At 68.6% G+C, this 23,873-nt stretch carries 10 protein-coding genes; 3 read left to right on the forward strand and 7 right to left on the reverse strand.

Annotated features, from left to right (window positions below):
* Positions 1-170 precede the first annotated feature (170 nt).
* A complete protein-coding gene (locus tag ABZ783_RS24675) occupies positions 171-1,463 on the forward strand; it encodes a serine/threonine-protein kinase (RefSeq protein WP_357442051.1) in 1,293 nt (430 codons plus the stop codon).
* On the opposite strand, the gene ABZ783_RS24680 is transcribed toward ABZ783_RS24675, so the two are convergent.
* Both ABZ783_RS24680 and ABZ783_RS24685 read right to left on the reverse strand, forming a co-directional pair.
* Positions 1,405-2,109, reverse strand: coding sequence for a hypothetical protein (locus ABZ783_RS24680; RefSeq protein WP_357442052.1), 705 nt, complete (start codon positions 2,107-2,109; stop codon positions 1,405-1,407). The genes ABZ783_RS24675 and ABZ783_RS24680 overlap by 59 nt on opposite strands.
* Positions 2,110-2,156: 47 nt before the next feature.
* Positions 2,157-2,330, reverse strand: coding sequence for a hypothetical protein (locus tag ABZ783_RS24685; protein ID WP_357442053.1), 174 nt, complete (start codon positions 2,328-2,330; stop codon positions 2,157-2,159).
* A 96-nt stretch (positions 2,331-2,426) separates the two neighbouring features.
* Between ABZ783_RS24685 and ABZ783_RS24690 the strand changes: the two genes are divergently transcribed.
* Both ABZ783_RS24690 and ABZ783_RS24695 read left to right on the forward strand, forming a co-directional pair.
* A complete protein-coding gene (locus ABZ783_RS24690; RefSeq protein ID WP_357442054.1) occupies positions 2,427-4,523 on the forward strand; it encodes an N-6 DNA methylase in 2,097 nt (698 codons plus the stop codon).
* A 411-nt stretch (positions 4,524-4,934) separates the two neighbouring features.
* Positions 4,935-5,663: a GIY-YIG nuclease family protein gene (locus ABZ783_RS24695; RefSeq protein WP_357442055.1), complete on the forward strand. Its 729-nt coding sequence runs from the start codon at positions 4,935-4,937 to the stop codon at positions 5,661-5,663.
* Positions 5,664-6,245: 582 nt separating this feature from the next.
* On the opposite strand, the gene ABZ783_RS24700 is transcribed toward ABZ783_RS24695, so the two are convergent.
* The 5 genes from ABZ783_RS24700 to ABZ783_RS24720 are packed head-to-tail and all read right to left on the reverse strand — an operon-like array spanning position 6,246 to position 23,861.
* Entirely contained in the window at positions 6,246-7,511 is a 1,266-nt protein-coding gene (locus tag ABZ783_RS24700; RefSeq protein ID WP_357442056.1) for a protein kinase, read from the reverse strand.
* 45 nt (positions 7,512-7,556) lie between these two features.
* Positions 7,557-9,725 carry a UvrD-helicase domain-containing protein gene (locus ABZ783_RS24705; protein WP_357442057.1) on the reverse strand — a complete coding sequence of 723 codons (2,169 nt, stop codon included), beginning with the start codon at positions 9,723-9,725 and terminating at the stop codon, positions 7,557-7,559.
* Positions 9,725-16,153 (reverse strand): DEAD/DEAH box helicase, encoded by a 6,429-nt coding sequence (locus ABZ783_RS24710; RefSeq protein ID WP_357442058.1) that lies wholly within the window; start codon positions 16,151-16,153, stop codon positions 9,725-9,727. Before ABZ783_RS24710 ends, ABZ783_RS24705 begins: the two co-directional genes overlap by 1 nt.
* Positions 16,150-21,060 (reverse strand): class I SAM-dependent DNA methyltransferase, encoded by a 4,911-nt coding sequence (locus ABZ783_RS24715; protein WP_357442059.1) that lies wholly within the window; start codon positions 21,058-21,060, stop codon positions 16,150-16,152. The genes ABZ783_RS24710 and ABZ783_RS24715 overlap by 4 nt, the downstream gene beginning before the upstream one ends.
* Positions 21,057-23,861, reverse strand: coding sequence for a helicase-related protein (locus ABZ783_RS24720; RefSeq protein WP_357442060.1), 2,805 nt, complete (start codon positions 23,859-23,861; stop codon positions 21,057-21,059). Before ABZ783_RS24720 ends, ABZ783_RS24715 begins: the two co-directional genes overlap by 4 nt.
* Positions 23,862-23,873 lie beyond the last annotated feature (12 nt).

Genomic DNA, 23,873 nt, shown 5'->3' on the forward strand with positions numbered 1-23,873 from the left:
CCGCGCGGCACGTACGGCCGCCCGGTGGCAGCTTGGCATCCCGGACCGACCACAGTGAACCATGTTGTGAACGCCGCTTGCAAGCGTCATCTTGTTGCGGACATTCACTAGGCAACTTGGCACCCGAGCCGTCCGCGCCTGGCCGGTCATTGGCGGTTATGCTGGCAATCGTGGTGGCGGGCGCGAGCCTCAAGAACCGGTACAACGTGAGCCGGCTCCCGTTGGCGCACAAGGGAATGGGTGAGGTCTGGACGGCTCACGACACCTTGCTCGACCGCGGTGTGATCGTGAAGGTCGTCAGTGCCCTGAGCGATGATCTGGTGCGTCGGTTCCGACGCGAGGCGCTCCTGACCGCCCGGCTCGATCATCCCGGGGTCCCCGCCGTCTACGACCTGGGCGAGCATAACGGCCTGCCCTATGTGGTCCTGCAGAAAGTCGACGGGATCACGCTCTCGGATCTGGTGGCCGAGCAGGGAAGGCTTCCGATCGCCTGGGTAGCCGCTATTGGAGCACAGGTCAGCAGCGTCCTGCTCGCCGCGCAGCAGATCGGTCTGGTGCACAGAGACATCAAGCCGAGCAACGTCATGCTGGAGAGAAGCGGCGCGGTCAAGGTGCTCGACTTCGGCCTGGCCGTGATGCGCGACGATGACCGCTACTCGCGGATCACTCTGAGCGGACAGAGTTTGGGCACCGTGGGCTACATGGCACCGGAGCAGATCCTCGGCGGGCCCACCGACCACCTCACCGACCTGTACGGCCTGGGCGCCACGCTGTTCGACCTGCTCACCGGCCGTGCACCGTTTGACGGCGTGACCACGATGACCACGGTGCGGCACCAGCTGGCCGACCCCCCACCGCGCCCCGCCGAGTTGCGCGACGACGTCCCTACCGAGCTCGATGATCTCGTCCACGCGCTCTTGGCGAGCCGCCCGCAGGATCGGCCCGCGAACGCTGCCGAGGTGTACGACGTACTGGTGCCACTTGCCCAGGACCTTCCTCCCCTCCCCGGCGTGGTCGCCGACGGCATGAGCCCCGTGCGGGCATACGCCGCGATCATCGGGCGGGTGCCGCAGCCGACCCCGCACAGCGTGGCGCCGGCAACGGGGAACGCCGAGCTGGATGTCGAGCAGGCCGCGAAGCAGGCCGAGCAGTTGCACGTCGCTGGCGAGTTCCGAGCCGCCGCGCGAGAGTGGCGGCGGCTCGCCAGTGAACTCGCGCAGCGGCACGGCGAGGACCACCGGCTGGTGTTCGACTTCCGGCTGCGCGCCGCCCGCGCCCACGTACCACTCGGCGAGCACGAGCGGGCGTTGCGTCAACTCAACGTGCTGCTAGAGGACCGTGTCCGACTGGTCGGACCCGAACACGCCACGGTGATGGAGCTGCGGCAGGAGATTGAGCGGATCATCAAGCAGCTCTCGTCTTCATCCCCGTCCCACCGATCTGCACCAGACGCGGATCGCTGAACGACCGGGGCAACAGCACAGCCTTCTGCTCCGCGAACCGGCCACCGCCGTAGTGGAAGATTTGCGCGCAGTTCTGACCGCGTGTCTCGGTCGCCAGCGCCCGCCGGGCCAGCGACGAGTACATCGCGCTGTGCTTCAACCAGGCCGCCTCCTCGCCGTGTCGGTCGAAGCCCCGGCCGCTGGCCGCGTGACCGAACGCGTCGTGCACGGCGCGGAACATGTCGTTCTCGCCGTCACTGAGGTACGGGTGCGGGTTGCCGGTCGCGGCGCTGGCCCACACCTTCAACCGGCGTACTCGCACATCCTCGACCATGGACTCCACATCGAGGTACGGGTCTTCGTCGACGATCCGCACCGTCACGCCAAGGCCGCCGAACTCGACCCGGCCCACCAGGAAGTGGTACTGCCGCACGGTCTCCCGACAGAACGCGGCGTACGCGGTGTGGGCCCGCTCGTCCGAGGTCGGTGCGGCCATGTAGGCGTCGGCGATGGCCGCACCGACCACGGGGTCAAGGCGCACACGCGCATACGCCTCGGGAGGCATGGCCGAACTGTTTTCCGAGCCGTACTGCCGCGCCCCGGTGAGCAGGTAGGCGACCGGCGAGAAGGATGAGGTCGAGGCGGTGGGCAGCGCAGACGCGAGCAAGGGTGTTCATGGTCCTCCTTCGATCGTTGGGATGAAATGAATCCGGGTCAGTGGGCGGCGACGGCGCCTTCCCGCGCGTCGGTCACCTCTGCGCCGTCGCCGGACGCAGCCTGCTGCTCGCGGCGCAGCAGCTCGCCGAGCACGCGAATCTCGGAGACCCGACGGTCCTGATAGAACTTGGCGAATTTGCCGACAGTGGTGCTACGTCCACGACGAGGCATGGAGACCCCCAAAGGTGGCTTGTGTATCGGAACCAGGAGCAATGTAGCCCTTGTGAACCCTGTAAACAAGAGCCGGCGACATGGTAGCGTTCACGTGTGACAACAGAGCCGAACATGGTCATCGGTGACGCGACCCTGACCGCCAGCGGCATTGCGCGCCTGGCCAACGTCGGCCGGGCCGCGGTCAGCAACTGGCGCCGCCGTTACGCCGACTTCCCGTCACCAGTGGGCGGCACCCCGACCAGCCCATCCTTCGACGCACGCGAAGTAGAGCAGTGGCTCCGCCAGCACGGTCGACTGCACCGAGCCAGCACCGAGCAGTGGGCCTGGCGACACATCGAGAGCTACCAGCCCGCAGCACAAATAACCGATGCCCTCAGCATCTCCGGCGCCTACCTACTCGTCCGCTCCCAGCAGAACGAGCCCGCCGGCGAAGCCCTGCCCGCCCCGAAACAGCTCGTCACCAGCCTGGCCGCCCTCGACCCCGACCTGGCCGAACTCGTCGACGACCTGCTGCCGAAACAATGGACGCAGCAGCTCACCACCCTGCTGCACACGGTCGACCAACTTGCCTCCGAGCAGGACCCGGAGCTCGCCTTCGAGTACCTGCACAACCAGTATGTGACGTCGGCCAATTCACTGTCCGGCCTCGCCAGCACACCGGACAGCGTCGCCGAAGTGATGCTGACGCTCGCCGGCTCTGGGGCCCGCACGTTCGACTTCACCAGTGGCACCGGATCGATCCTGCGCATGGCCGCCGATTTGGCACTTCGAAACGCCACAATGACGCGCTGCTACGCGCAGGAGATCAAGCCGCAGTACGCGCTGATCACCCTGCTGCGCCTATGGTTCGTGCACCTGCGTGCCCGACGCGCCGGGCACGCCGCAGAGCCGCCCGTCGTACACGTCGGCGACAGCCTGCTCGCCGACGCCCTGCCCGACCTGCGGGCCGACGTCGTCGTGGCCAACTTCCCGTTCGGCATCCACGACTGGGGCCACGACCGCCTCGCCTACGACCCACGCTGGACCTACGGCCTGCCCCCGCGCACCGAACCCGAACTCGCCTGGGTGCAGCACGCCCTGGCCCACCTCTCCCCCGACGGCACCGCCGTCGTACTCATGCCCCCAGCCGCCGCGCTGCGTCCGGCCGGCCGCCGCGTCCGCGCCGAACTGGTACGCCGCGGAGCGCTGCGCGCCGTCATCGCCCTGCCCGCCGGCCTCATGCCACCGGCCGGCATCGGCCTGCACGTCTGGGTCCTCGCCCAGCCCAACCCGCGGCAGCCACCCGCAGGAGGTCTACTGGTCGTCGACACCACAACCGCCTCGAAGACCCGCCGCCTCTCCGACATCGTGGGAACAGCGTGGCGTGCCTACCTGTCGAATGACATCGCCGAGGAGCCCGGCGTCCACCGCACCGTACCGGCCATCGATGTGCTCGATGATCAGGTCGACCTGACACCGCAACGCTACCTACCGCAGGCCAACGAGCTCGCCGCCACCCCGGCGCAGATCCTCGCCAAGATCAGCGACTTCGACCAACTCCTCAATGAGGTACGGCGCGGGCTCCCACCCGTACAGCAGGCGCGGACCGTAGCACTACACGCAGCACCACAAGCCGACATTGCCGACCTGATTCGATCCGGCAGCATTTCCGTGCAACGCGCAACCTCACGCACCCGATCAATCAGCGCCGCCTCCGACAACGCAGTGCTGACTGCCTCCAACATCCTGCCCGGACCGTCGGCAACGGGTTCTACCGATCAGGCTGAAGACGACCACCCGGGACCGCGTGTGCAGGCCGGTGACATCCTCATCCCGACCGTCGCCCGTGAGATCATCGCCCATGTAGCAACCCCGGAGCAGATCGGAGCAGAACTGGGCCCGGGCGTGCAGCTGATGCGCGTCGACACGACCCGCTTCGACCCGTGGTTCGTCGCTGGCGTCATCTCCCGCACAGAGAACCTGCGCGTCGCTGGTCGCGCCTCCAGCACCGGAAGCGGCACTCTTCGCATCGACGTCAGACGGCTCACCATTCCCGTGCTGCCGCTCGACCAGCAGCGAACATACGGGCAAGCCTTCCGCCAACTTGCCACATTTCGCTCCAAGCTCGACCAAGCCGCCGCGGCCGGGGCCGCCTTGGCCCGCGAAATCGCCGACGGTCTCACGGTCGGCGTTCTCGGCATCTCGCCCTGACCAGGAAATGGCTGACGCAGCGTTGTTCTTGACCCCCCAACAGCACAACGCCGCCGGCCGCAACGAGACGAGCCGTCCCATCAGCAGTCATCGGCAGGCAGAGCCGCCCGCCCGCATCGACTTGAGAGGCGCCACAGCCAAATAAATTCCTCAAGTGACAGGTACCCGGCTCTCGGACGCGCTCCTATGACAGGAGATCAGGCGGGAGTCATCCTGCCGGCCCCCGCCCGTGCGGGTTGATCTTGGACGCAGAGTCGAGGTACTTTGCTATGCCGCTGAGAGGCCACACCTGGGCGCATTCGAGCGCCGAGCTGTCCTCGTGTGGCATGCTCACCCCTTCGTGTGGGCTGCGATCTTGAGCAAGCGTAGGTCCACTCGGAGGGGTCGTTGCAGGTCAGCGGGGAGATGGGCGTGACAACTCGACCGGTGAAGGATGAGCTTCGGGTCTGGCAGAAGTGGGGCTTCGGGATGGCTCCCGTCAAGCCGGCCGCTCACCAGGAACGAAAGAGTGCCGCAGCCACCGTGCTGGCTCTCCTCGACGCAGTCGAATTGGAGCGCGCGACAGCCGCGCTCGACCAGGTGGCGGTCGTCAAAGGGCTGTACTCGAGGTGCTACCGGCAGGATCAATGGGACTGGTTCACTGTGTGGCAGCAGCTGGGTCGTCCGGACTTCGCGCACAGCCGCCGGGCAGCGGGCGCGCTGGCCAGCGTGCGGACCGCGACGAAGAAGCAGGATGCCGCTGCCCTCAAGGCGGCCCTCGATGACTTTGCGGGGGCAGGCGGGCGTCAGCACCTAGCCGCATTCCCTGCGGAGCGTACGCCCGAACGGCCAGGGACGGGTTACATCTACATCTTGTCCACCCGTGAGCAGCCGACGGTGCTCAAGATTGGATTTACGGACCGCTCCGTGGAGGAGCGCGTTAAGGAGATCAACCGCGCTACCGGCGTCATGATTCCCTTCGGTGTACGCGCCCTGTGGGCGGTACGCGGCGCCCGCGCGGTGGAGGGTGCCCTGCATGCGCTGCTCGCCGACTATCGCGTCCGGCCCGATCGTGAGTTTTTCCAGCTGGACCTCCGCACGGCTCGGGCGCTCATTGAGCAGCACCTGGCCTCAGCCTCGACCGGCACACCTCACTGGTAACTCGCCGGCGCATGAGATGCGAGTGTGGCAATGTCAAACCTGCACCTCCTGCGGCCAGAACTTGGCGCCCTTGGCACTTCGCTCGGACGTCTGGAGGCATGGCTGCCGCTACCGCCCTCGACGCGACCCAGACGCTGGAAGCAGAGAGCGGACGGCCCTGCCAGGGTCAAGGATGGACTCGCGGCTCAACGCCCCTCTTGAGAGCCTGTTCGGGCTGTGTAGGCCGGCGGGTCGATGCTGTGGCTGCCTGCGGTCAGCCAATGGCACCTCCCGGCCGGAAAGCACACCGGCACCTCTGGCGATGGTCGGCGCACCCCTCGCTCGTGGGCCGTGCTCGGAACCTGATCCATGTGCCAGGGAAGAGATCGACCTGGCCAGGGCGGTCAGCTTGGCAAGAAAGGGCTGGGGGTAGCTGAGCAGATCGACAAAGGCCGCACGAGGATCCCGGGCCGGCTTCAACTCGAAACGCGCGCCAGGCGCGCGAGGAGGTCCTGCTCATTCGGCGACCTGGGCCACGGCAAGCCGCGAGACGTGCTGACGGCCTGAGGACAAGCCGGACCGCCACTCGTGACGGTGGCCGCGTCAACCGGCCAGATCGGCAGGTGCCGGCAGCGGCGAGAAAGCCAGTTCAGCGTCGCACGCGAGGGCCTGCTGCCGGCATCGTTGCGCGAGATCGAGGTCGCCGCCCGGTCCCCCGAGGTCTTGTGCGAGTGCGTCGAAGTCGCGCCGGGCGTTCCGATAGTCCCCGGCGAGCATGCGGACGTTGGCGAGGTCCATCCGGACAGCGATGACCTGCGACTCAGGGTGGCCTGCTGGCGCCGAACGCAGCGCCTGCTGCAGGACCTCTGCAGCCTGCGCGAAGCGTTCCGCCTCGGTCAACTCTCGCCCCCGCTCGAGCAGTTCTTCCAGCTGTTGCGGCTCAGCAGCCTCTTCCGGGCCTACCCGCTCGTTTGACCCGTCAGTCCTTTCCGGCGATGTCCGGCGTCCTCTTTTCGTTGAGGCCTGATCTGTTTCCGGATGGAAGGGGGCGAGCAGTTGTTCGACGTCCGCTGCTGATCCGGGGCGGTCGGTCGGCTTCTTGGCGAGCAGGCAGTAGAGCAGGTGTGCCAGGTCGTCGGGAACGTCGTGCCGGTATTCGGTGATGACGGGGATCGGTGCCTGGATGTGCCGGCGGAGCATGTCCGGGGCGTTCTTGGCCTCGTAGGGTGGGCGTCCGGTGAGCGTCTCGAAGAGGATGCAGCCGAGCGCGTACAGGTCGGCCGCAGGTCCCGTCGGGTTTCCGGCGGCTTGTTCCGGCGCGATGTATGCCGGGGTGCCCAGCGTGTGGCCGGTAGCGGTCAGACGGGATGCCTCGGCGGGACCGAGCAGGGCTGCGACACCGAAGTCCAGGACCTTGACTCCTCCCGTGGGAGTGATCATGAGGTTCTGGGGCTTGAGGTCGCGGTGCACCAGGGAAGCATCGTGGGCAGCGGCGAGCACGGAGCAGACCTGGCTGGCTATCGAGGTGGACTCGCCGACGCTGAGCTGCTCCCGTTCGGCGATGAGGTCGGCGAGCTCGATGCCCCGTACGAGTTGCATGACGATGTAAAGGTCTTCGCCGTGTTCTCCGAGGTCGTGGATGACCGGCACACCGGTGTGGTCGAGACGTGCCGTGACACGCGCCTCCCGCCGGAAGCGCTTGACCGCGACGTCCCGCTCGTCCTCCGGCACTTCCATCTGCCGGAGGAACTTGACGGCCACCGGCCGGTCGAGCCGCTCGTCGTAGCCGGCCCAGACCTGGCCCATCCCGCCACGCCCGATCGGGTATGTCAGCTCATACCGGTCGGCGATGCGGTCCCGCGCCTGCACCTCTGCCTCCCCTTTTCGCGTGCCGGCCCCTGCCGCGGCCGGCAGTTACGTCAGCTGCCGCTGCACGAGGCGAGCGGTCAGGAAAGGGCTGGGCGTGCCGTGCCAGAACACCGCCAGCTCGTCGCGGGGCCGGGTGGCGGCCACGAAGAGCAGGGACCGGTCCCGCTGGCGCTCGCGCTGGTAGCGCTTGGGGTCGGTGTCCCGGTACCGGCTGATCATCTGCCGTGGCACCAGCCCGTCACTGACGCCGGCGATGATCATGCGCTGGTACTCAAGGCCCTTGAACCGGTGCATGGTGCCGACGTGGATGCCGTCCGGCTGCTTCGGGCCGTCCGGCCCTATCTCCACGGCCGGCAGTTCGTCGGCTTCCAACCGGCTGAGCACGTCTGCCGCCAGTTCCCTCGTCGGCAGGCAGATGGCCACCGAGCCGTTGGTCGGGTTACCCCAGGCCCGCAGCTGCTCGGCGATCAGATCCCGTTCCTGCGCCCAGGTCCCCGCGCCTCGGAACGCCGGCCGGGCACCCCGCAGCAGCGAGCGGTAACCCGCCAGGTCCTCCTCGCCACCGTCCAGGTCGTCGTACACCTCTCCGGTCATGATCTGCAGTGCGTCGGCCAGGATCTGACGGGTGGTGCGGTAGCTGAGGGTGAGGCGGGACGAGCGACCGCGGATGTTGATGCCGAGGCTGCTCAGCGTCACGTGGTTGTCGTAGATGCGCTGGTGGGTGTCGCCGGTGAGGAACATGTCGTCCGGGCCTGGAGCAACCATGGCGCGCAGCATCTTCCAGTGGGCGGCGCTGAGGTCCTGGGCCTCGTCGACCACGATGTGGCGGTAGCGGGGGCGGTGGAAACCGCCGGACGATTCGCTGGACGCGGCTGCGCGGTCCATCTCCAGGCGTGCCGCTCGCTGGGCAACCTGGCGCCAGGTCCAGACACCGCGGCCTTCGAGCCACGTGGTGAAACGCTCGGTCAGCTGCCAGATCTGGTCCCGCTCGGCGCGGGTCAGGCTGCGGCCTCGGTTGGGGCGACGCGCCTTGAAGTACTCAGTCCGAGAGTTGAGGACCTGGCCGAGGATCACCTGGGTCCACTCGGCGGCGAGGAACTCCGCATCCCAGCCGGACTCGCCGGTCTCGAGGAGGAACTCGCTCCACAGCTCGGGGACCCGGTTGTCGTCGACGACCCGCCGGCTCCCGCCCGCCTTCGCCTCGGTCACGACGCGGCTGGCCAGCCGGTCGATGTTGACGATGTCGACGCGCGCCACCAGTTCCTGGCCGCCGAGTGCCAGCAGCCGGGTCCGCAGGTCGGCGGCGAGGTTGCGGTTGAAGGTGGTGAGCAGGATGGGCTTGTCCGTACCGGGCGGCAGCTGCCGGGCGAGGTGCGCAACCCGGTGCAGCGCGACGATCGTCTTGCCGGTGCCGGGACCGCCGCCGACCCGGGCAGGCCCGTTGTACTTCTTCTCGACCAGCTTGCGCTGAGTGGGGTGCAGGAAGATCTGCCACCGCTCGAAGGCTTCACCGATGATCGCCTGCAGCGCCTCGTCGTCCGAGGTGACCTGTGTGGCGGGGCGTTCCACCGCCGCTTCGAAGTCCTCCGGGTCGACCGGTTCGTCGGCGCGTACCGGGTCCGTGACCTGCTTGAGCACCTCGTCATAGGGGGTGCCGTCGAAGAGCGCGAACAAGACGTCGGTGGTGAGTTGCGGCGCCCGGTCGAGCAGTTCCAGCAGCTCGGCCTCGGTGGTGAGTTCACGGATCTGCGGCAGCAGCGGCTCGGAGACGCCCAGGTCCAGCAGCTGGGCGTCGGTGTACACGTCGAAGAGGGGCTTCTGAGCGGGCTTCGGCTCGGTGTCCGGCGGCACGACCCGGCCGACGATGCTGTCGCCGATCGGCGCCAGGTCGACGACCTCGATGCCACCCGTGATCCGGTTGATCCGGTACGCGTACCGGGACAGGTCGTCGTACACCTCGCCCCGGTGCTTGACGTCGACGAGCAGGTAGTCCCGGTCGGCGATGTGCAGCAGCAGCGCACGGTAGTCCCGGTTGACCCGGGCGGACATCAGCCGGGAGTCGCCGTTGAGCGACTTCAGCTTGAGTCCCGGGTTCTCCGGGTTGTGCCGGAACTTGTGCATGAACTCGTAGACCGCGCCGATGTCGGCGCGGGTGAGCTTCATGACCTCTTTGTCGGCGCGGTCCAGCATCCGCAGGGTGGCTCCGGTGCTCATCAGCTCTGTCCCCCACTCGTCCCCGTGAGCTGTGCTGCCAATTCCTCAACCGACCACTCCCGCGCCGTCCGCGCATGCCAGCCCGCCTCGGCGTACGCGCGATCCCGGTCTTCCGTCTCCGGGTCGTCGACCGGGCCCGTGAGCACGATGGCGATCCGCCGATCGGGCCAGGCGAGCTCGGCCGGCCACGCCTGATCGCCAAGCTCGTAGCCCACCACCGGCGCGGGCAGGTTCTGCCGCGCGAGCTGCTGTACGAGAAGCTCCAGCGTGTTCTCGTCGCGGTCCATGTACCGCAGGACCTCCTGCCAGGGCGACTCGTCGTCGACCGGATCCGGCTCGGCCGGCACCGACTGGGGCGCGACGCCGAGCCAGGTGGCGGTTTCCTCGTCCAGTGGCAGTGCGCGCTGGGCCAGCACCAGCCCGGTGCCTTCGGTGACCGCCATCGACGCGGGATCGAAGGCGTCCAGCGTGGAGACCGCGAGCTGGCCGGCATCACCACCGCCGTTGCTGAGGAACTGGATGACGTTGCCCCAGGCGAGCCAGGCCGCCCAGCGTTCCTTGTGGCCCTCGTCGGCCACCGCGGCCGGCAGGTCGTCGACGACGGTGAGCGCCGACCATGTCGGCAGCGGCTTGCTGCGGCCGTCGACAACCACCGTCACCGCGCAATCCGCGTTGTCCCGAGCACGGCCGACGATGATGTGGCGTTGCGGGGAAGGCGCGGGCAGCGATTCGCCGCGCAGCGAGGCGAGCAGTCGCTCACCGACGCCGGCGGAGTCGGTGGGGCTGTTGTCGCGGGCCTGCTTGAGCATCCCGGCCAGGGTCGCTTCCGCTCGACGCTGCCATCGCACGAGATCAGGGTCGGCAAGGAAGCGCATCAGCTGCTCGACCGGGTTGGTCCAGATGGTCTCTTCGAGTTCGTCCGGGTCGGCGCCCGGGAGGAACTTCCGATAGTTGTCCCGGGCCGCCTGCTTGCAGACCCCGCCGTACGGCATCCACTCCCCTAGCCCTTCGGCGCTGTCCCAAGTCTTCACGTTGTCCCAGGTGGCGGCGAAGACCAGGTAGCCGTGGGCGCGCAGCCGGGCCCGCTTCTCGGCGTCGTCGGCCAGCCGGTTGTACTGGGGCGTGGCGTGATACTTGAACCCGTCGAGATAGACCGCCACCTCAGGAGAGGGCGCGTCGAGTCGCTTGAAGTGCACGTCGGGTCGGGTGCCCTTGACCGTGTTCTGCAGCTTCATCTGCCAGTGGGTGACGCTCTGCCCGCCGTCGCGGATGAATCGCAGGTCGGCGATGCGCGCGCCGTCGTGGTCGCGGCGCCGGTCGATGCGCAGCCCGGAGCCTGGCGTCTCGCCGAGGGTGAGCAGCTTGGTCAGGAACTGCAGCTCTAGTTCGCTCTCCACCTGATGGATCAGCGAAATTTCATCGGTACGGGTGCCCTCCTGGACGTCCCAGGTGTCGAGAAGCTTGTCGAGCATGCCCAGCGCCTCGTCGCGGCTCATCAGCGCGAAGTGCTCGTTGCGGGCGTAGCGCAGGAGACACCGGTGGCACACCGGCTTCGCCTCGTGCCGGCAGTCGCAGTCGGCGATGCGCTGCCGGGCCAGCTCCAGCACCGCGCGGAACTCCTCCGGCTTAGCCAGGCGGTGAAGGTAGCCGGTGCCCTGCGGCTGGGTGTCGTAGACGACCACGAAGTTGCGGGTGCCGTCGCTTTGCCCATCCGGCATGGTGGCGGACACGGCCTGCAGATGGGCCGGCTCGCCGCCGTACTGGGCCGCTATGCCGAGCTTGATCGCGGCGGCGAAGGACAGCAGTCGCTCCTGCACCAGTGCGGTCGCCGCTGGAATGAGGATGCGCAGCGCCTCGGTCTCCAGCTCGTGGGCCAGGATCAGGTCCACGTGCGCCTCCGGCACCGCCGGGGAGCGCCGGTACGGACACCAGGGCCGGTGATGCTCCGCGCCCTGCACGACGGCCGCACCGGAGGCCTGCGCAGCGAGCTGCTGGCTCGCCGCCGGCAGACCGTCCACGGTGGTGCCACCGCAGGAGGTGCAGGTGTGGAACCGGTTGATCCGCACCTCGTCACCGGCGAAGAGCTCGGCGGCCCGGTCGTACCGCTGGGCGCCGAGGTTGAAGTGCCGGATCATGGCGTGCCGGCTGTAGTCGACGCCGAAGGTGTCGTGCGCGTGCCGCCACGACGACCCGACCTTGGCGGGGTCGATGTCGACCGCGACGGTGGTGGCGTAGAAGCGGCGGTCCCGGTCGTCGCTGTCATCCCGGATCCGGGCGTCGTCGCGCTTGTCGCGGCTGTAGACACGGGTCGGCTGGAGCACCTGGAACAGCCGTCCGTGGTCGGCGATGCCCCGGTCCTGGCAGCGCGGGCAGGCGCTGGTGTCCTCCTTGGCCAGGTGGGTGCGCACGTACCCGCACTGGGCGCAGACCCGCCACTGCTCGTACGCGGGCCGGTCGGCCGGGCCGACGTCGAGGCCGGAGATCTCGTGCTTGTAGCCGCGGATGTAGTAGCTGTTGCCGGGGGCGATCTCGACGAGGGCCTGGCGGGCGGGGCGGGCGTACTCGCGCAGTTCGCTGTGGAACCGGCGGTCGCCGTCGGTCTGCTCCTCCCAGGTCAGGGTGGCTTCGAGGTCGGTGCGGCTGTCGATGAGCGCGTAGTTCGGCAGCAGCCCGAACTCGACCATGGTGCCGTGGGCGGCGGCGGCGCTGACCTCGCGCAGGCGGCGGCGGACCGCGGCTTCTTCGGCCTTGAGCATCTTGATCTCGCGGGCGTGGTCCGGGTCGCTGGGCACCAGGGTGCCGCGGGCGGTGGCGATCTCCTGGAGGCGGCGCCGCAGATCGGCCAGCCGTTCCTCCCAGTTCTCGTCGGCCTCCTTCACCCGGTGCACGATGCCGTCCACCGCGAACTCCCGAAGCTGGTCGGCGGCGGCGCGGAGGACCTTGTCGCCGAACAGCGCCAGGAAGTCCTCCACCAGCCGGCCGCCGTCGCGGCGGCCGGCTTCGGCGAGGTTGGTGAGCCAACCGTTCGGCCCGAAGAGGACGTGCGCCCGCCGGGGCATCGGCAGCACCCCGGGCAGCCGGCCGCGCGCGGCCAGGTCGATCAGGTGCGCCAGGTACTGCCGGCGCAGGATCTCCACGGCGGACAGGAAGCAGCCGGGTGGCACGATCTGCCCGGCGATCATGTCCCGCGGCTCGGTCAGGTAGTAGCGGTCCCGCTCGCTACGGCCGACAAGGGTGAGCACGAGGGCGTTGCCGCTCTTACGGCCGGCCCGGCCGGCCCGCTGCACGTAGTTGGCGGGTCCGTGCGGGAGGGACGCCAGCACGACCGCGGAGAGCGCCCCGATGTCGATGCCCATTTCCAGGGTGGGTGTGCAGGACAGGACGTTCGGGTCGGTGTACCGGTGGCCCTCGCGGAACTGCTTCTCCACGGTCTCCCGCTGGGCGCGGGTGAGCATGCCGGTGTGCTCGCCGGTGACGACCCGGAAGACGGAGCTTTCCAGGTAGAGCCGCCGGTAGTAGTCGTCCGGCGCGGTGTCGTCGTGGGCGGCCTGGAGCCGGCCGCGGCAGCGGTACTGGCGGCACGGCTGGCCGAGCCAGTCGCCGACCCGGTCGGGGTGTTCGGTCTGCTGCCAGTGGCAGGTGTCGCAGCCGACTCCCGCGCGCACGGCGTCGGCGTCGGCGAGCCGGGTGACCCGCAGGTGGCCGGGCATCAGCCCGTACACCGCGTTGCCGTCCTCGGCCTCGCCGGCGGCGACGATGCCGGCGGCGGCCAGGGCCGGCAGCAGCCGGGCGAGATAGGTGCCGGTGTCGCCAAGGTCCATGCCGAGGCACCGCGAGGTCCAGTCCTGGTACCAGTTGCCACGGGCCGCGATCGCGTCGAACTCGGAGCGGGACTTCGACGTCGCGAGCAGGAACGCCGGCGCCGACACACCCTTCGGGAACGCCGGCATACCGGCTGGGCGGCCACCCCAGACCTGCCACCGGGTGCCACCCCGCTTCAGGTACGGCGCCAGCCACTCGTGGTAGACCGCGCCGCGGGTCCGCAGCCGCTCCAGCAGGCCGCGAAGGAACGCGAGGTAGCGGGCGTCGTCCGGGGGCGCGGCACTGAGCTGCGCGGGGCCGGTGAGGTGGACGTCCCGGCAGATCGCGGCGGCCTTCGCGGGATCGTCGAGGGCGACCTCGACGGCGACGCTGCGGGTCAACTCCAGGGTGCGGCCCTGGCGGGAGCGCAGCCCGGTCTCCATCACGGCGGCGAAGACGAGTCGCTCGCTGATCAGCGACCAGGTCTCCCGGCTGCCGGTGTGCTCACCGGCGAGGAGGCTGTCGACCCCCGGCTGGTCGTGCAGGTCGGGCGGGACGACGGTGGAGAGGATTTCCGGCTGCGCGGCCGCCTCCACCATCTTTGCCACAAGATCGTCGAGCCCTACGGATTCTCCGGGCGAGAGCTGGTCGGCCAGCAGGGAGCGCAGGGAGAAGGCGTAGGAGCGGTTGGCGACGAAACCGGCGCGGTGCGCGGCGTCCTGGACCGAGTCGTTGAAGAGGAGCGTCTTCTTCTCGCGCTCGTCCAGCTCCCCGCCGGTGAAGAGCTGGGTGATCGCTACCGAGGCGAGGGTGGCCAGACCGGCACCGAGGAAGCGGATGCCGTGGTCCATCTCGCAGGACGGGCAGCGGTCCTTCTCTGCCGCGTCGATGGCGGACAGGTCGCCGAGCACGACGATCGCGTCGTCGCTGGGCTCGCTGTCCCGTTGCGGGTCGAAGGGGCGCACCCGGCGGCCGTACTCCAGGACCAACAGGCCGCCGGGGCGCTGCCGGATCTCGTCTTCGGTTGCGGCGATCAGCGCGCGGACCCGGCGCTTGTCCCGGCCGACGCTGGCCCGGTAGATCTTGTCCGGGTCGGTTTCCAGCTCCTGCGGGTCCTTTTCCGGGGATAGCGCCATCCAGCCGGAGCGGCCGCAGTGCCGGCAGTAGATGGCCGGTAGCCGGGGGTAACGGTTGTCGGCGACCACCACGTCGGCGTCGGGCGCGTACGGGTCGAGCTCGCGGGGCGGTTCGCCGTACCAGCCGAAGGCGGGCTGGTGGGAGGCGCCGCGCAACAGCCGCGAGACCGCGCGTACCCACAGGTGGGTCTCGATGTTGAGCAGCGGGCGACCCGGCGCCTGCGGATTCTGCGCCATCGAGAGCAGACCGACGAAGCGGGCGAGGGCCTTCGCGGTGACCTCGGGGCGGGTCTTCATGGCGCTGCCCCAGCCGGTGGCGTTCTTCCGGGGCAGCACGTCGATGATCTCGTCAAGGGTGCACGGCCGTGCCTGCAGCGAGTCAAGTACCGCCTTGGTCAGCGGGTGCTGGCGCAGCAGCTCACCGAGGCGCGCCGGGTCGTCGAGGCAGGGTTCGCCGAGCACCAGTTCGGCGACCTCGGCCATCATCCGCTCGGGGTGGCGGTCGTCGACGGCGGCGAGCTGCTCGGGGCTGGGCAGCGGGAGGCTGAAGTCCTGGCGGGCCATGAACTCGCCCGGCTCGTAGCGGTCCTCCCCGACCAGCGATTCGGCGTCGAAGGCGACGCCGAAGACCTGCTCGGCGACCTCTCGGATGGCCGTCCGGCCGTCCCGGCCACCGCCCTCGCCGAGGGTGGCGGACGTGGCGACCGGGCAGATCGGCCCGAGCGGGCGGTCCGGCTCGTCAAGGCCGAGCGCGGCGGCGAGCCGCCGCAGCAGCATCGCCACGTCGGTGCCCTGCGCGCCGTCGTAGGTGTGAAACTCGTCCAGCACCACGTACGCCGGCTCGGCATCCTCCCAGAGCGGCAGGTCGTCGGCGCGCTGGAGCAGCAGGTCCAGCATCTTGTAGTTCGTGATCAGGATGTCCGGCGGGGTGCGGCGCATCTCCGATCGCTTGGTCATCACATGCGGGTACTCGATGGCCGCGACGTCGCCGATGTAGAGACCGGCGGTGACCCCGCTGAGCGCCGGGTCGGCGAGCAGCTCGTTGATGCGCTGCGTCTGGTCGGTCGCGAGGGCGTTCATCGGGTAGAGCAGGATCGCCTTGACGCTGGCCTTCCCATGCTGCCGCTGCCGGCGGCAGTGGTCGAGCACGGGGATCAGGAACGACTCGGTCTTGCCGGAGCCGGTGCCGGTGGTGATCAGTGTGGGCTCGGCCGCCTTGCACTTGGTCGACAGCCGGGCGAACGCCTTCGCCTGGTGCAGGTAGGGGGTGAAGTCGGCCGGGGCCCAGTCGAGGCTCGCCCGCCAGTCGCCCTCCGCCGGGCGGAAGGGGGTGCGGATACGTAGGTACGGACCGCGGAAGATGCCCTGCTCCGGGTGGGAGAGAAAGCCCTCCAACCCCTGGCGTACGCCCTCCTCGGTCAGGCCGAAGGTGGTGGTCAGGTACTGCGTGAGGGTGCGGCGCAGGGTGTCGGCGGCGATGGTCGGTCTCATGACGGCTGCCAGCCCGCGTCGATCGCATCCTGAAGCCGCCGACTGAACACCGCATGCGCCTGGCGATACTCGTTCGCCCGATCCGCCTTATAGAACGGTGCCGTGTAGCCGTCAGGCACTTCGTTCCGCTCTGGGTCTTCCACGTACCCAATCAGCTGCTGGTAGTGCTCCTTGGTTTGCCCACGGCCGAACGCGTTGCGATCTCCGACAATCTTCCGTCCGTGAGCGTCGAACCAGGTGGACTCCTCATAGTCCACTAACTGTGGGAACCGGCTCAGGTAGATGGTGACAAGCTGGTCTGCGTCGATGCCAAGCCAGACGGAAACCAACGCATCCAACTCGACCAAGGCCGCACGGCGGGCGCGCTCACCGCGAAGCGGCGTGCTTGCGGCCCAGTCGGGTGTCAGCCCAGAACCGCCAACCGGATCAAGTCCGGGCCAGTCACAGGCCCATTGCTCATGAACCCATCCTGGCTCGAACACCCGCGCCCATAGGTCCGCATAGGCGCTGGTCACACAGTTGAGCCGGAGCGTGCGCAATAGCGCCGGGCCGGCTAGAGGGTGTCCTTCCGAACCAGCTGGAAGAGCCCTTGCCTCCACCTGCCCAAGATGGGCGCGAGCCGTGATGCGTAGGAAATAGTCGAGAGGCAGCGCTGCCCAAAACGCAGCAGCAAGCACTGTGTCGGCATCGCGCGACATTGCCAGCGAGTGGATGGCGTGGATGTGTGCTGGCCCTGGAGGAATGAGCGCGGCGAACAGGGATCGTTCTGTGTTGTAGGGGATCCGTGCCCGCCACGCCAGCCGGTAGAACTCCGTGCACCTGCGACCGTTCCAGAGATCCTGCGCGGACCGGAAGCGCTCTAAGGCACACGCCCGGATGTAGTCGGTAGTCGGCACTGCGTCGACAGTCAGCGCGTCGAGATCGCTCGGAAGATCGTATCTACCCGTGTTGGGTGGCTGCTTTGCGAATGGCGTCGCAATAGAGAACTGCGGCCCTCGCAGGATGACGCCCTCCCACCCGTCGGGCCGATGGAAGGCACGGCGGATCAGGCCTTCACTTACCGCAGTGGACTCGTTATAGCCTTGACTGGTCCAGGGCCCAAGCGATCCTAGGCGCAACGGGAATGCAGCGATCGCCGCGATCGCACGCTCCTCATGGACGGTTACCGGATAGAGCAACGGCGTATGCTCCACAGCCTCCTCGGCATCGGGCCGCATACGCCGCCAGGTAGCCAACCGCTCAAGGTCTACTGACAGAACTCGCGACGCATGCGGACGCAGGTCCCAGGTACCGCCGTACTTGATCGCTGGTGGCGGGCCAGACCCGTCATGCCGGAGCGAGTCGAGCAGGACCGCAGGGTCGAATAGCCAACTAACGTGCGTGAATGAGGCTTCACGCTGACACCCATAGATGTTGATTGAGTACTGACGGCTCCAGTCGATGTCCGGGAAAAGCAGACGCTGGTTTTGGAAATGTGCATGTAGGCGGAGATGGCGGTACGTCGCGGCGCGAAGCGATCCCTCATGCGAGCCGCTGAAGTGCGTGTCCGGATGGATCAGACCGGCTGTACCACTTAACGCGAGGTGCCTCCAAATTCGGCACATAAACGATCGGTAGAGGTCGGGCCGAGTACCGGCCAGAAGCGGATAGGTTGTCACGCCGCCGATGCCGGCAACCAGTCCCGCATTCGCGGCCAGTTCGCGTAAGAGGTAAGCGCGTGCCGACTGATCCTGAAGTACTACCTCGCGCCGTTGGCGCCGCGTTTCAATGGGCCCCTCCATCACCACCTGGGGCCAAGGATCCCTCTCAGCGAGGACTTCGTCTTCCTTCCAATCGGGGCGTACCCATGGCGGGTTGCCGACTTGGATGTCGAAGCCGCCCTTTGCGAAGGCTTGGGCAAAGGTAAGTTCCCAGTGGAAGAAGGCCTGCTGGTCGGTGATCTGGTGGGCGGCGAGGAGCCAGGGGAAGCGGTCCGACAACATCCAGGGCGAGTCGACGCCGATGACCCCGTCGAGCTTCTGCTCGAAGTCGCTCATCTCGCTCAGGCTCGTGAGCTTCCGGCCGTAGAACCGCTCGGTGTTCTCGTCCACGTCGCTCCGGCCGATGAGGGCTTCGGCGAAGGTGAGCCAGTCGTCGAGGTTGGTGAGCGGCACCTGCTGGCGAAGCTGCTCCGCCACGGTCATCCGCCGGGTCCCGCCGGGCGCCTTGGTCGGCAGCTTCATCTGCTGCGGCTGCACGTTCCCGAAGATGTCCGGGGCCTCGTATACTACCGATTCCTCGTACGCCGGCACGTCCTTCACGTGCGAGACCTGGACGGGCTCGGCAGGGTACGAGAGGTCGGAGCCGTCGAGGAGGCCGACCTTGTCGAGCGGCCAGAACCACAGCGCGCACCATACGTCCATCAACGTCTTGAGCCGCCAGTACGGCGTGCCGGGCGCGGCCAGGTCGGCGAGGATCTTCTCCCGGGCCACCGCATCGCGCACCGGCGCTAGGTCCGCAGCGCCCCAGACCTTGATGTCGCGGCGGATCTCCCGCTCGGAGATGGCGAGCCGCTGCTGCACCAGGCCCCACAGGAACTCGACCCGCCGGGCGAGCGCCTGCAACCGTTTGACCTGTGAGTTCTTTCCTTTGGCGGATGGTGTGCGCTTCATTGCCGTACGCCATGCCTTGAGCTTGGCGGTCTCCTCCGGTGCCAGCTCGCGGGCCTCCTTCTCCCCCGCGACCGCGCCCCACCCGTCGGCGGGGAGTAGGAAGTGGTGGATGGTGCCCTCGTCGATCGGCCCGTCCCGGAACGGCTTCTCGGTCGGGGCGGTGGTGAGCCAGGACTTGTCGGCGAGCTGCTTGGGGTCGTAGAGCTTGCGCCCGGAGCCGATGAGTGAGTTGCCGGGCTGGAGGTGCAGGCCGAACCAGGGCGCTTGGAGGCCGGCGTGCATGACGTTGAGCCAGAGCGAGACCTCGGCCAGCTCGACGGCGGTTCGGTTGAGGTCGACGCCGTAGCAGTTGTGCAGGGCGATGTACGCCTTGACCCGCTGGAGTTCCAGGTGGTACTGCTCGGGGTCGAGGGTGACGTCGAGTTCCTTCTGGCGGCGGCGCAGGTATTCGGCGGCGACCTGGTTGATCGCCTCGTTGAGGAACGCGCCGGAGCCGAGCGCCGGCTCGCAGATCGTCCAGTCCAGCAACTCGCGTGCCTTCGTCTCCGTGCCGTCCTGGTCGAGGCGGTATTTCAGGGCGAGCTGGACGGTGACCTCGGTGAGCGACTGCGGGGTGTAGTAGGAGGCGCTCGTCTGCCGGTCCCGGCCGGCGAGCCGGTAGACGAACGCGCCGGGGGCGTAGCTGACCCGGCTGCGGACGCCCGTGTACGGGTCCTCCTTGTAGACGAAGACGCCGTCCTCGTACTCGTCGGCCTTGGAAGCAGGGATCATCCACGAGCCGTCCTTGGGGTCGCCGTTCTTGGCGACCTCGTAGAGCTGCTCGGTGGCGACGAAGCCGGTGTACGACATCAAGCCCTCGTAGACTGCGCCGAGCTGGTTGATGCCGAGCTGGGCGTAGGAGATGAAGCCGCCGCGGCGTTTCTTGGCACCCTTGGTGAGCATCAGCCGGCGCAGCACCTGGTAGAGGACCTTGTTGCGCAGCCGGGTGTCGATGGTCGGCGCGCCAGGGGCGTCCGGATCGTCGCTGTCGGGCTTGGGAATGAGCCGACCGATGAGCTTGATCTTCTCCGGCAGGAAGAGGTCCGACTTCATCGGCTCGAAGCGCAGGCCCTCGCCCTCGCTGGCTTTGTCGTCGACTTCCGCGCCGCCGCGTGGCCGGTGGCCGTCGTTGACCATGCGGAAGAGCAGGTCGAGCGACTCGTACAGGTGGAAGCCGCCCTCGGCGGAGGGGGCGAGCCGGCGGGAGACGAGGTCGCCGATGCGGGCCAAGCTGTAGCCCTCGACGTACTCGCGGTCGTTGACCGGCAGCACGCCCAGCTCGGGGCGGGCCTCGGCGTACAGCAGGAAGAGAATCCGGTAGAGGTAGCGCAGCGACTCCCGGCCGAGTTCCTTGGCCAGTTCGTCGAGGTCCATCACCTGTTGCGGCTGGTAGCCGTCCTGCCGGATGCGGTCGAGGACCTCGTTGGCGATGAGTTCGACGGAGACCTTCAGGCCCTCGCGGAGTTCGCTGGAGACGCCGACGGCGTGCTGGCGGGAGCCGGCCACCAGGTCGGCGAGGGGTTCGGTGCCACCCTCGGCGGGCGGCCGCAGCGAGTCGGCGCCGAAGAGCGCGGCGACGACGTCGTACTCCTTGTCGTCGTTGCGGGCGTAGGCGGTGTCGAGGCTGACGGCGAGGTAGCGGCCTTCGCCCCAGGCGCTGCGGTCGGCGAGGGTGATGACGCCGCCGCTGAGGATGAGCACGTACCGTGGCGGGTTCTCGGCGGCGAAGAGCCAGGAGGCGAGCTTCGCGCCGGTGGTGATGGTCTCGTTGCCGGGCAGGGTGATCGGGTCGAGGAGGCGGCCGGCGTCGTCCGGGTCCTGGGCGGCCTCGGTGTCGACGGCCCAGCCGCAGTCGAGTGCGACGATGCCGTGCCCGGTGGTCAGGTCGGCGTGGGCGACGGTGATCTGGTGTTCCTGGCCGGTGCGCTCGACGGTGATTGTCTGCGGCTGCGGCTCGAAGCCGAGCGCCTCGAGCAGTTCCTGGTGCAGCTTGCGCAGCCGCTCCGGGTCGAAGAACTCGTCGTCAGCCAGTTCGGTCTTGGCGTCGAAGTAGGGCCGGCGCATGCCGCGAAGTCCGGCGCGGGGCGTGACACGCCCGCCCTTCTCGTCCTCGGACCACTGCTTGAGCAGGCCGCCCTTGAGGGTGGTGGGCAGGATCTCGGCGAGGTAGTGGGCGGAGAGGTATTCGCCGCGGTTGGTCAGCGACTCGAAACTCATGCTGCACTCTCCGGGGACGGGACGAGGACGGCGAGCACCCGCAGCAGCGGGTCGCCGGCGGTTTCCAGGCGGTCGAGCAGGTCGTGCTGCTCCTGGACGGTGGTCTGCACGCGCTGGCGGCGCTTTTCGCGGTGCGGCGCGGGCAACTCGTCGAAGATGCTGGCCTGCTGGAAATGGGTCAGCTGCTGGCGGTACTTCTCCAACGGCTCGGCGTTGGCCGCGGCCCACTCGTCGCGCTTGCCCTCCAGGTATCCCCGGGCCACCTCAACGGCCTGCGGCAGCACCTGCTTGAGCGGTTCGACCGCGATCGCTTCCGCACGGTTGACCATCGACGGGCCGACGTTGGCCTCGCGGAGTGCCTCGGCCATGGGCCGGATCTCCGGCGACGCGGGCAGGCCGGAGACGGCCATCCACTGCACCACGGTCGGCTGGCCGAGGCGGTTGGCGTAGACGCCCTGGATCAAATAGGTCGGGACGGTCACGTCGGCGGTGAGCACCGGGGCCTGCTGGCGGCCGAGACGGATGAGCACCTTGTCGACCAGCCAGTCGACCATCGGGTGGACGTCGCTGAGGAAGGCGATCTCCGGCCACATCGGTGTCTTGCTCTGCCGGGCCTGGTCGAGCTTGCGTTGGGCGAGCGTGCGGTCGAAGGTGACCTTCAGCCGCAGGTCCTCACCCTCGCGGTGGGCGCGCAGGTAGGAGCGGGGCAGGTCGGTGAGCCGGTGGACCAGGTCGTCGGGGGCGAGGAAGGTCAGCAGTTCGTCCTCGCGGCGCAGGTCGATGTGGTCCTCGGGCCGGTCCTCGTAGATCTCGTACAGGGCTGCGTCGACGAAGTCGCGGGTGGAGTCGAACAGCTTCGGCACCCGGGCCCGCGCGACATCAGCGGCGACCGGGGCGGTGCCCACCTCGCCGAAGAGGTCGGCCATCACATCGATCTCGGCGTGGACGGCCTCGTAGGACTCGTCGACGGTCTTGCCGTTGAGCAGGTCGCGGACCAGCCGATCCTCCTCGGCCTTGGCGTCGTAGAGGCCGGTGGCGGCCTCGACGCTGCCGAGGCTGCGGTGGGCGACCTCCTCGCGCTTCAGCAGTTTCTCAGAGACCGTCCGGTCATCCCTGGCGTCCTCGCGGTCGGAGGTGAGGACGAGCGCCCGGAACTGGGGCTGGTGCTTCTGCCCGTAGCGGTCGATGCGGCCGTTGCGCTGCTCGATGCGGATCAGGCTCCACGGGATGTCGTAGTGGATCAGGTGGTGGCACTGCTGGTGCAGGTTGACGCCCTCGGAGGCGACGTCGCCGGTGAACAGCAGCCGCACCTCGCTGCCGGCCAGCTCGAACTCCTGCAGGATCTTCTGCTCGTCGGTGTCGGCGACGCCGCCGTGCAGGACCCGTACGGCGTTCGGCTTGAGGCCGAGCATGCCGGGGACGACCTCGGCGAGCCACTTGATGGTCGGCACTCGCTCGGAGAAGACCACCGCCCGGGCTTCGCTGCCCTTACCGACCCCGATCTTCTTGAGCTCCTCGACCAGTTTCTGCAGCTTGCTGGAGTCGCGGTCGGTCATCGCGGAGGTGAGTTCCGCGAGCCGGTCCAGCGCCGCCCGCTCGGCGCCGGTGGCCTTCTTGCGCCGGTTGGTCACCGTCTCGTGCAGGGCACGGTGGGAGGAGAGGAAGGACTTCAGCAGGGTGTAGGGGAAGAGCCGGTGCTGGCCGGTGATCGCCTCGTCGCTCCACTTGCCGGCCAGCCACACGTCGGTCAGCTCGTCGAAGATCTGCTCCTCGGGCGGGCTGGCCTGGCAGTGCACCGCCTGGGACGGGCCGCGGTCGGCCCAGCGGTCGCCGATCTGGTCGCGTACCTCGGGGCTGATCTTCGTGCGGCGCAGGTAGAGGTGGGCGATGTCCTTGGCGTCGTAGTCCTTCTCGTTCGCGATGGCCGCCGGGTCGAGCAGCGAGATCAGCTGTGCGAAGGACTCCTTGTCGCCGTTGTGCGGGGTGGCGCTGGCCAGCAGCAGCGCGTCGGTCTTCGCGGCGAGCCGGCGGGCCAGCTCGTTGCGCTGCGTGCCTTTGTTGATGAGGTTGTGCGACTCGTCGATGACGACGACGTCCCAGGTGGTGGCGTCAAGGTGGTGGCCGAACTGCCCGGCGTCCTTGAGGGTGTCGACGGAGATGATGGCCCGCTTGAAGTAGGTGAACGGGTTCCGCCCGGCGGGGATCTCCTGCTGGATGCGCTGGATGCCGGTCGAGTCGAGCCGAACGAGGGGGATAGCGAAGCGGGTCCACAGCTCCCGCTGGAACTGCTCGAGCACCTGCTGCGGGGAGACGACCAGGATCCGTTCGCCCCGGCCCCGGCGGATCAGCTCGGCGAGGATCAGCCCGATTTCCAGGGTCTTGCCCAGGCCGACCACGTCGGCGAGCAGGATCCGCGGTCGCAGGCCGGACAGTGCCAGTTCGACCGGTCGCTGCTGGTAGGTCAGCGGGTCGAGCAGGAACCGGTCGGCCAGGGCCAGACCGCGCTCGGTACGGGGTAGCGGAGTGCGCCGCAGCACCGCTTCCAGGAAGAGCCTGCTCTGCCGGAACCGCGACGAGTGGTCGGGGACCAGTTCCGTCTCCTGGGGGACCAGCGACGTGATGTCTTCGTCGAGGGCGGTGAAGAAGGTCGCCTCGACGTCCTGCACGAACTCGGAGACGCCGACGGCCTTGATCATGGTGCCGTCCGCCGTGCCGGTCTTGACGCTGCGGACCAGCCACTCCTCGTCCCGTACGACGATGCGGGAGCCCGGGGCGAAGGTGGCGTCCTGGGAGGTGGTCATCTGGTGGAGCCT

Origin of the sequence: Micromonospora sp. NPDC047738 (genome assembly GCF_040642675.1) — a bacterium.
Taxonomy (GTDB): domain Bacteria; phylum Actinomycetota; class Actinomycetes; order Mycobacteriales; family Micromonosporaceae; genus Micromonospora.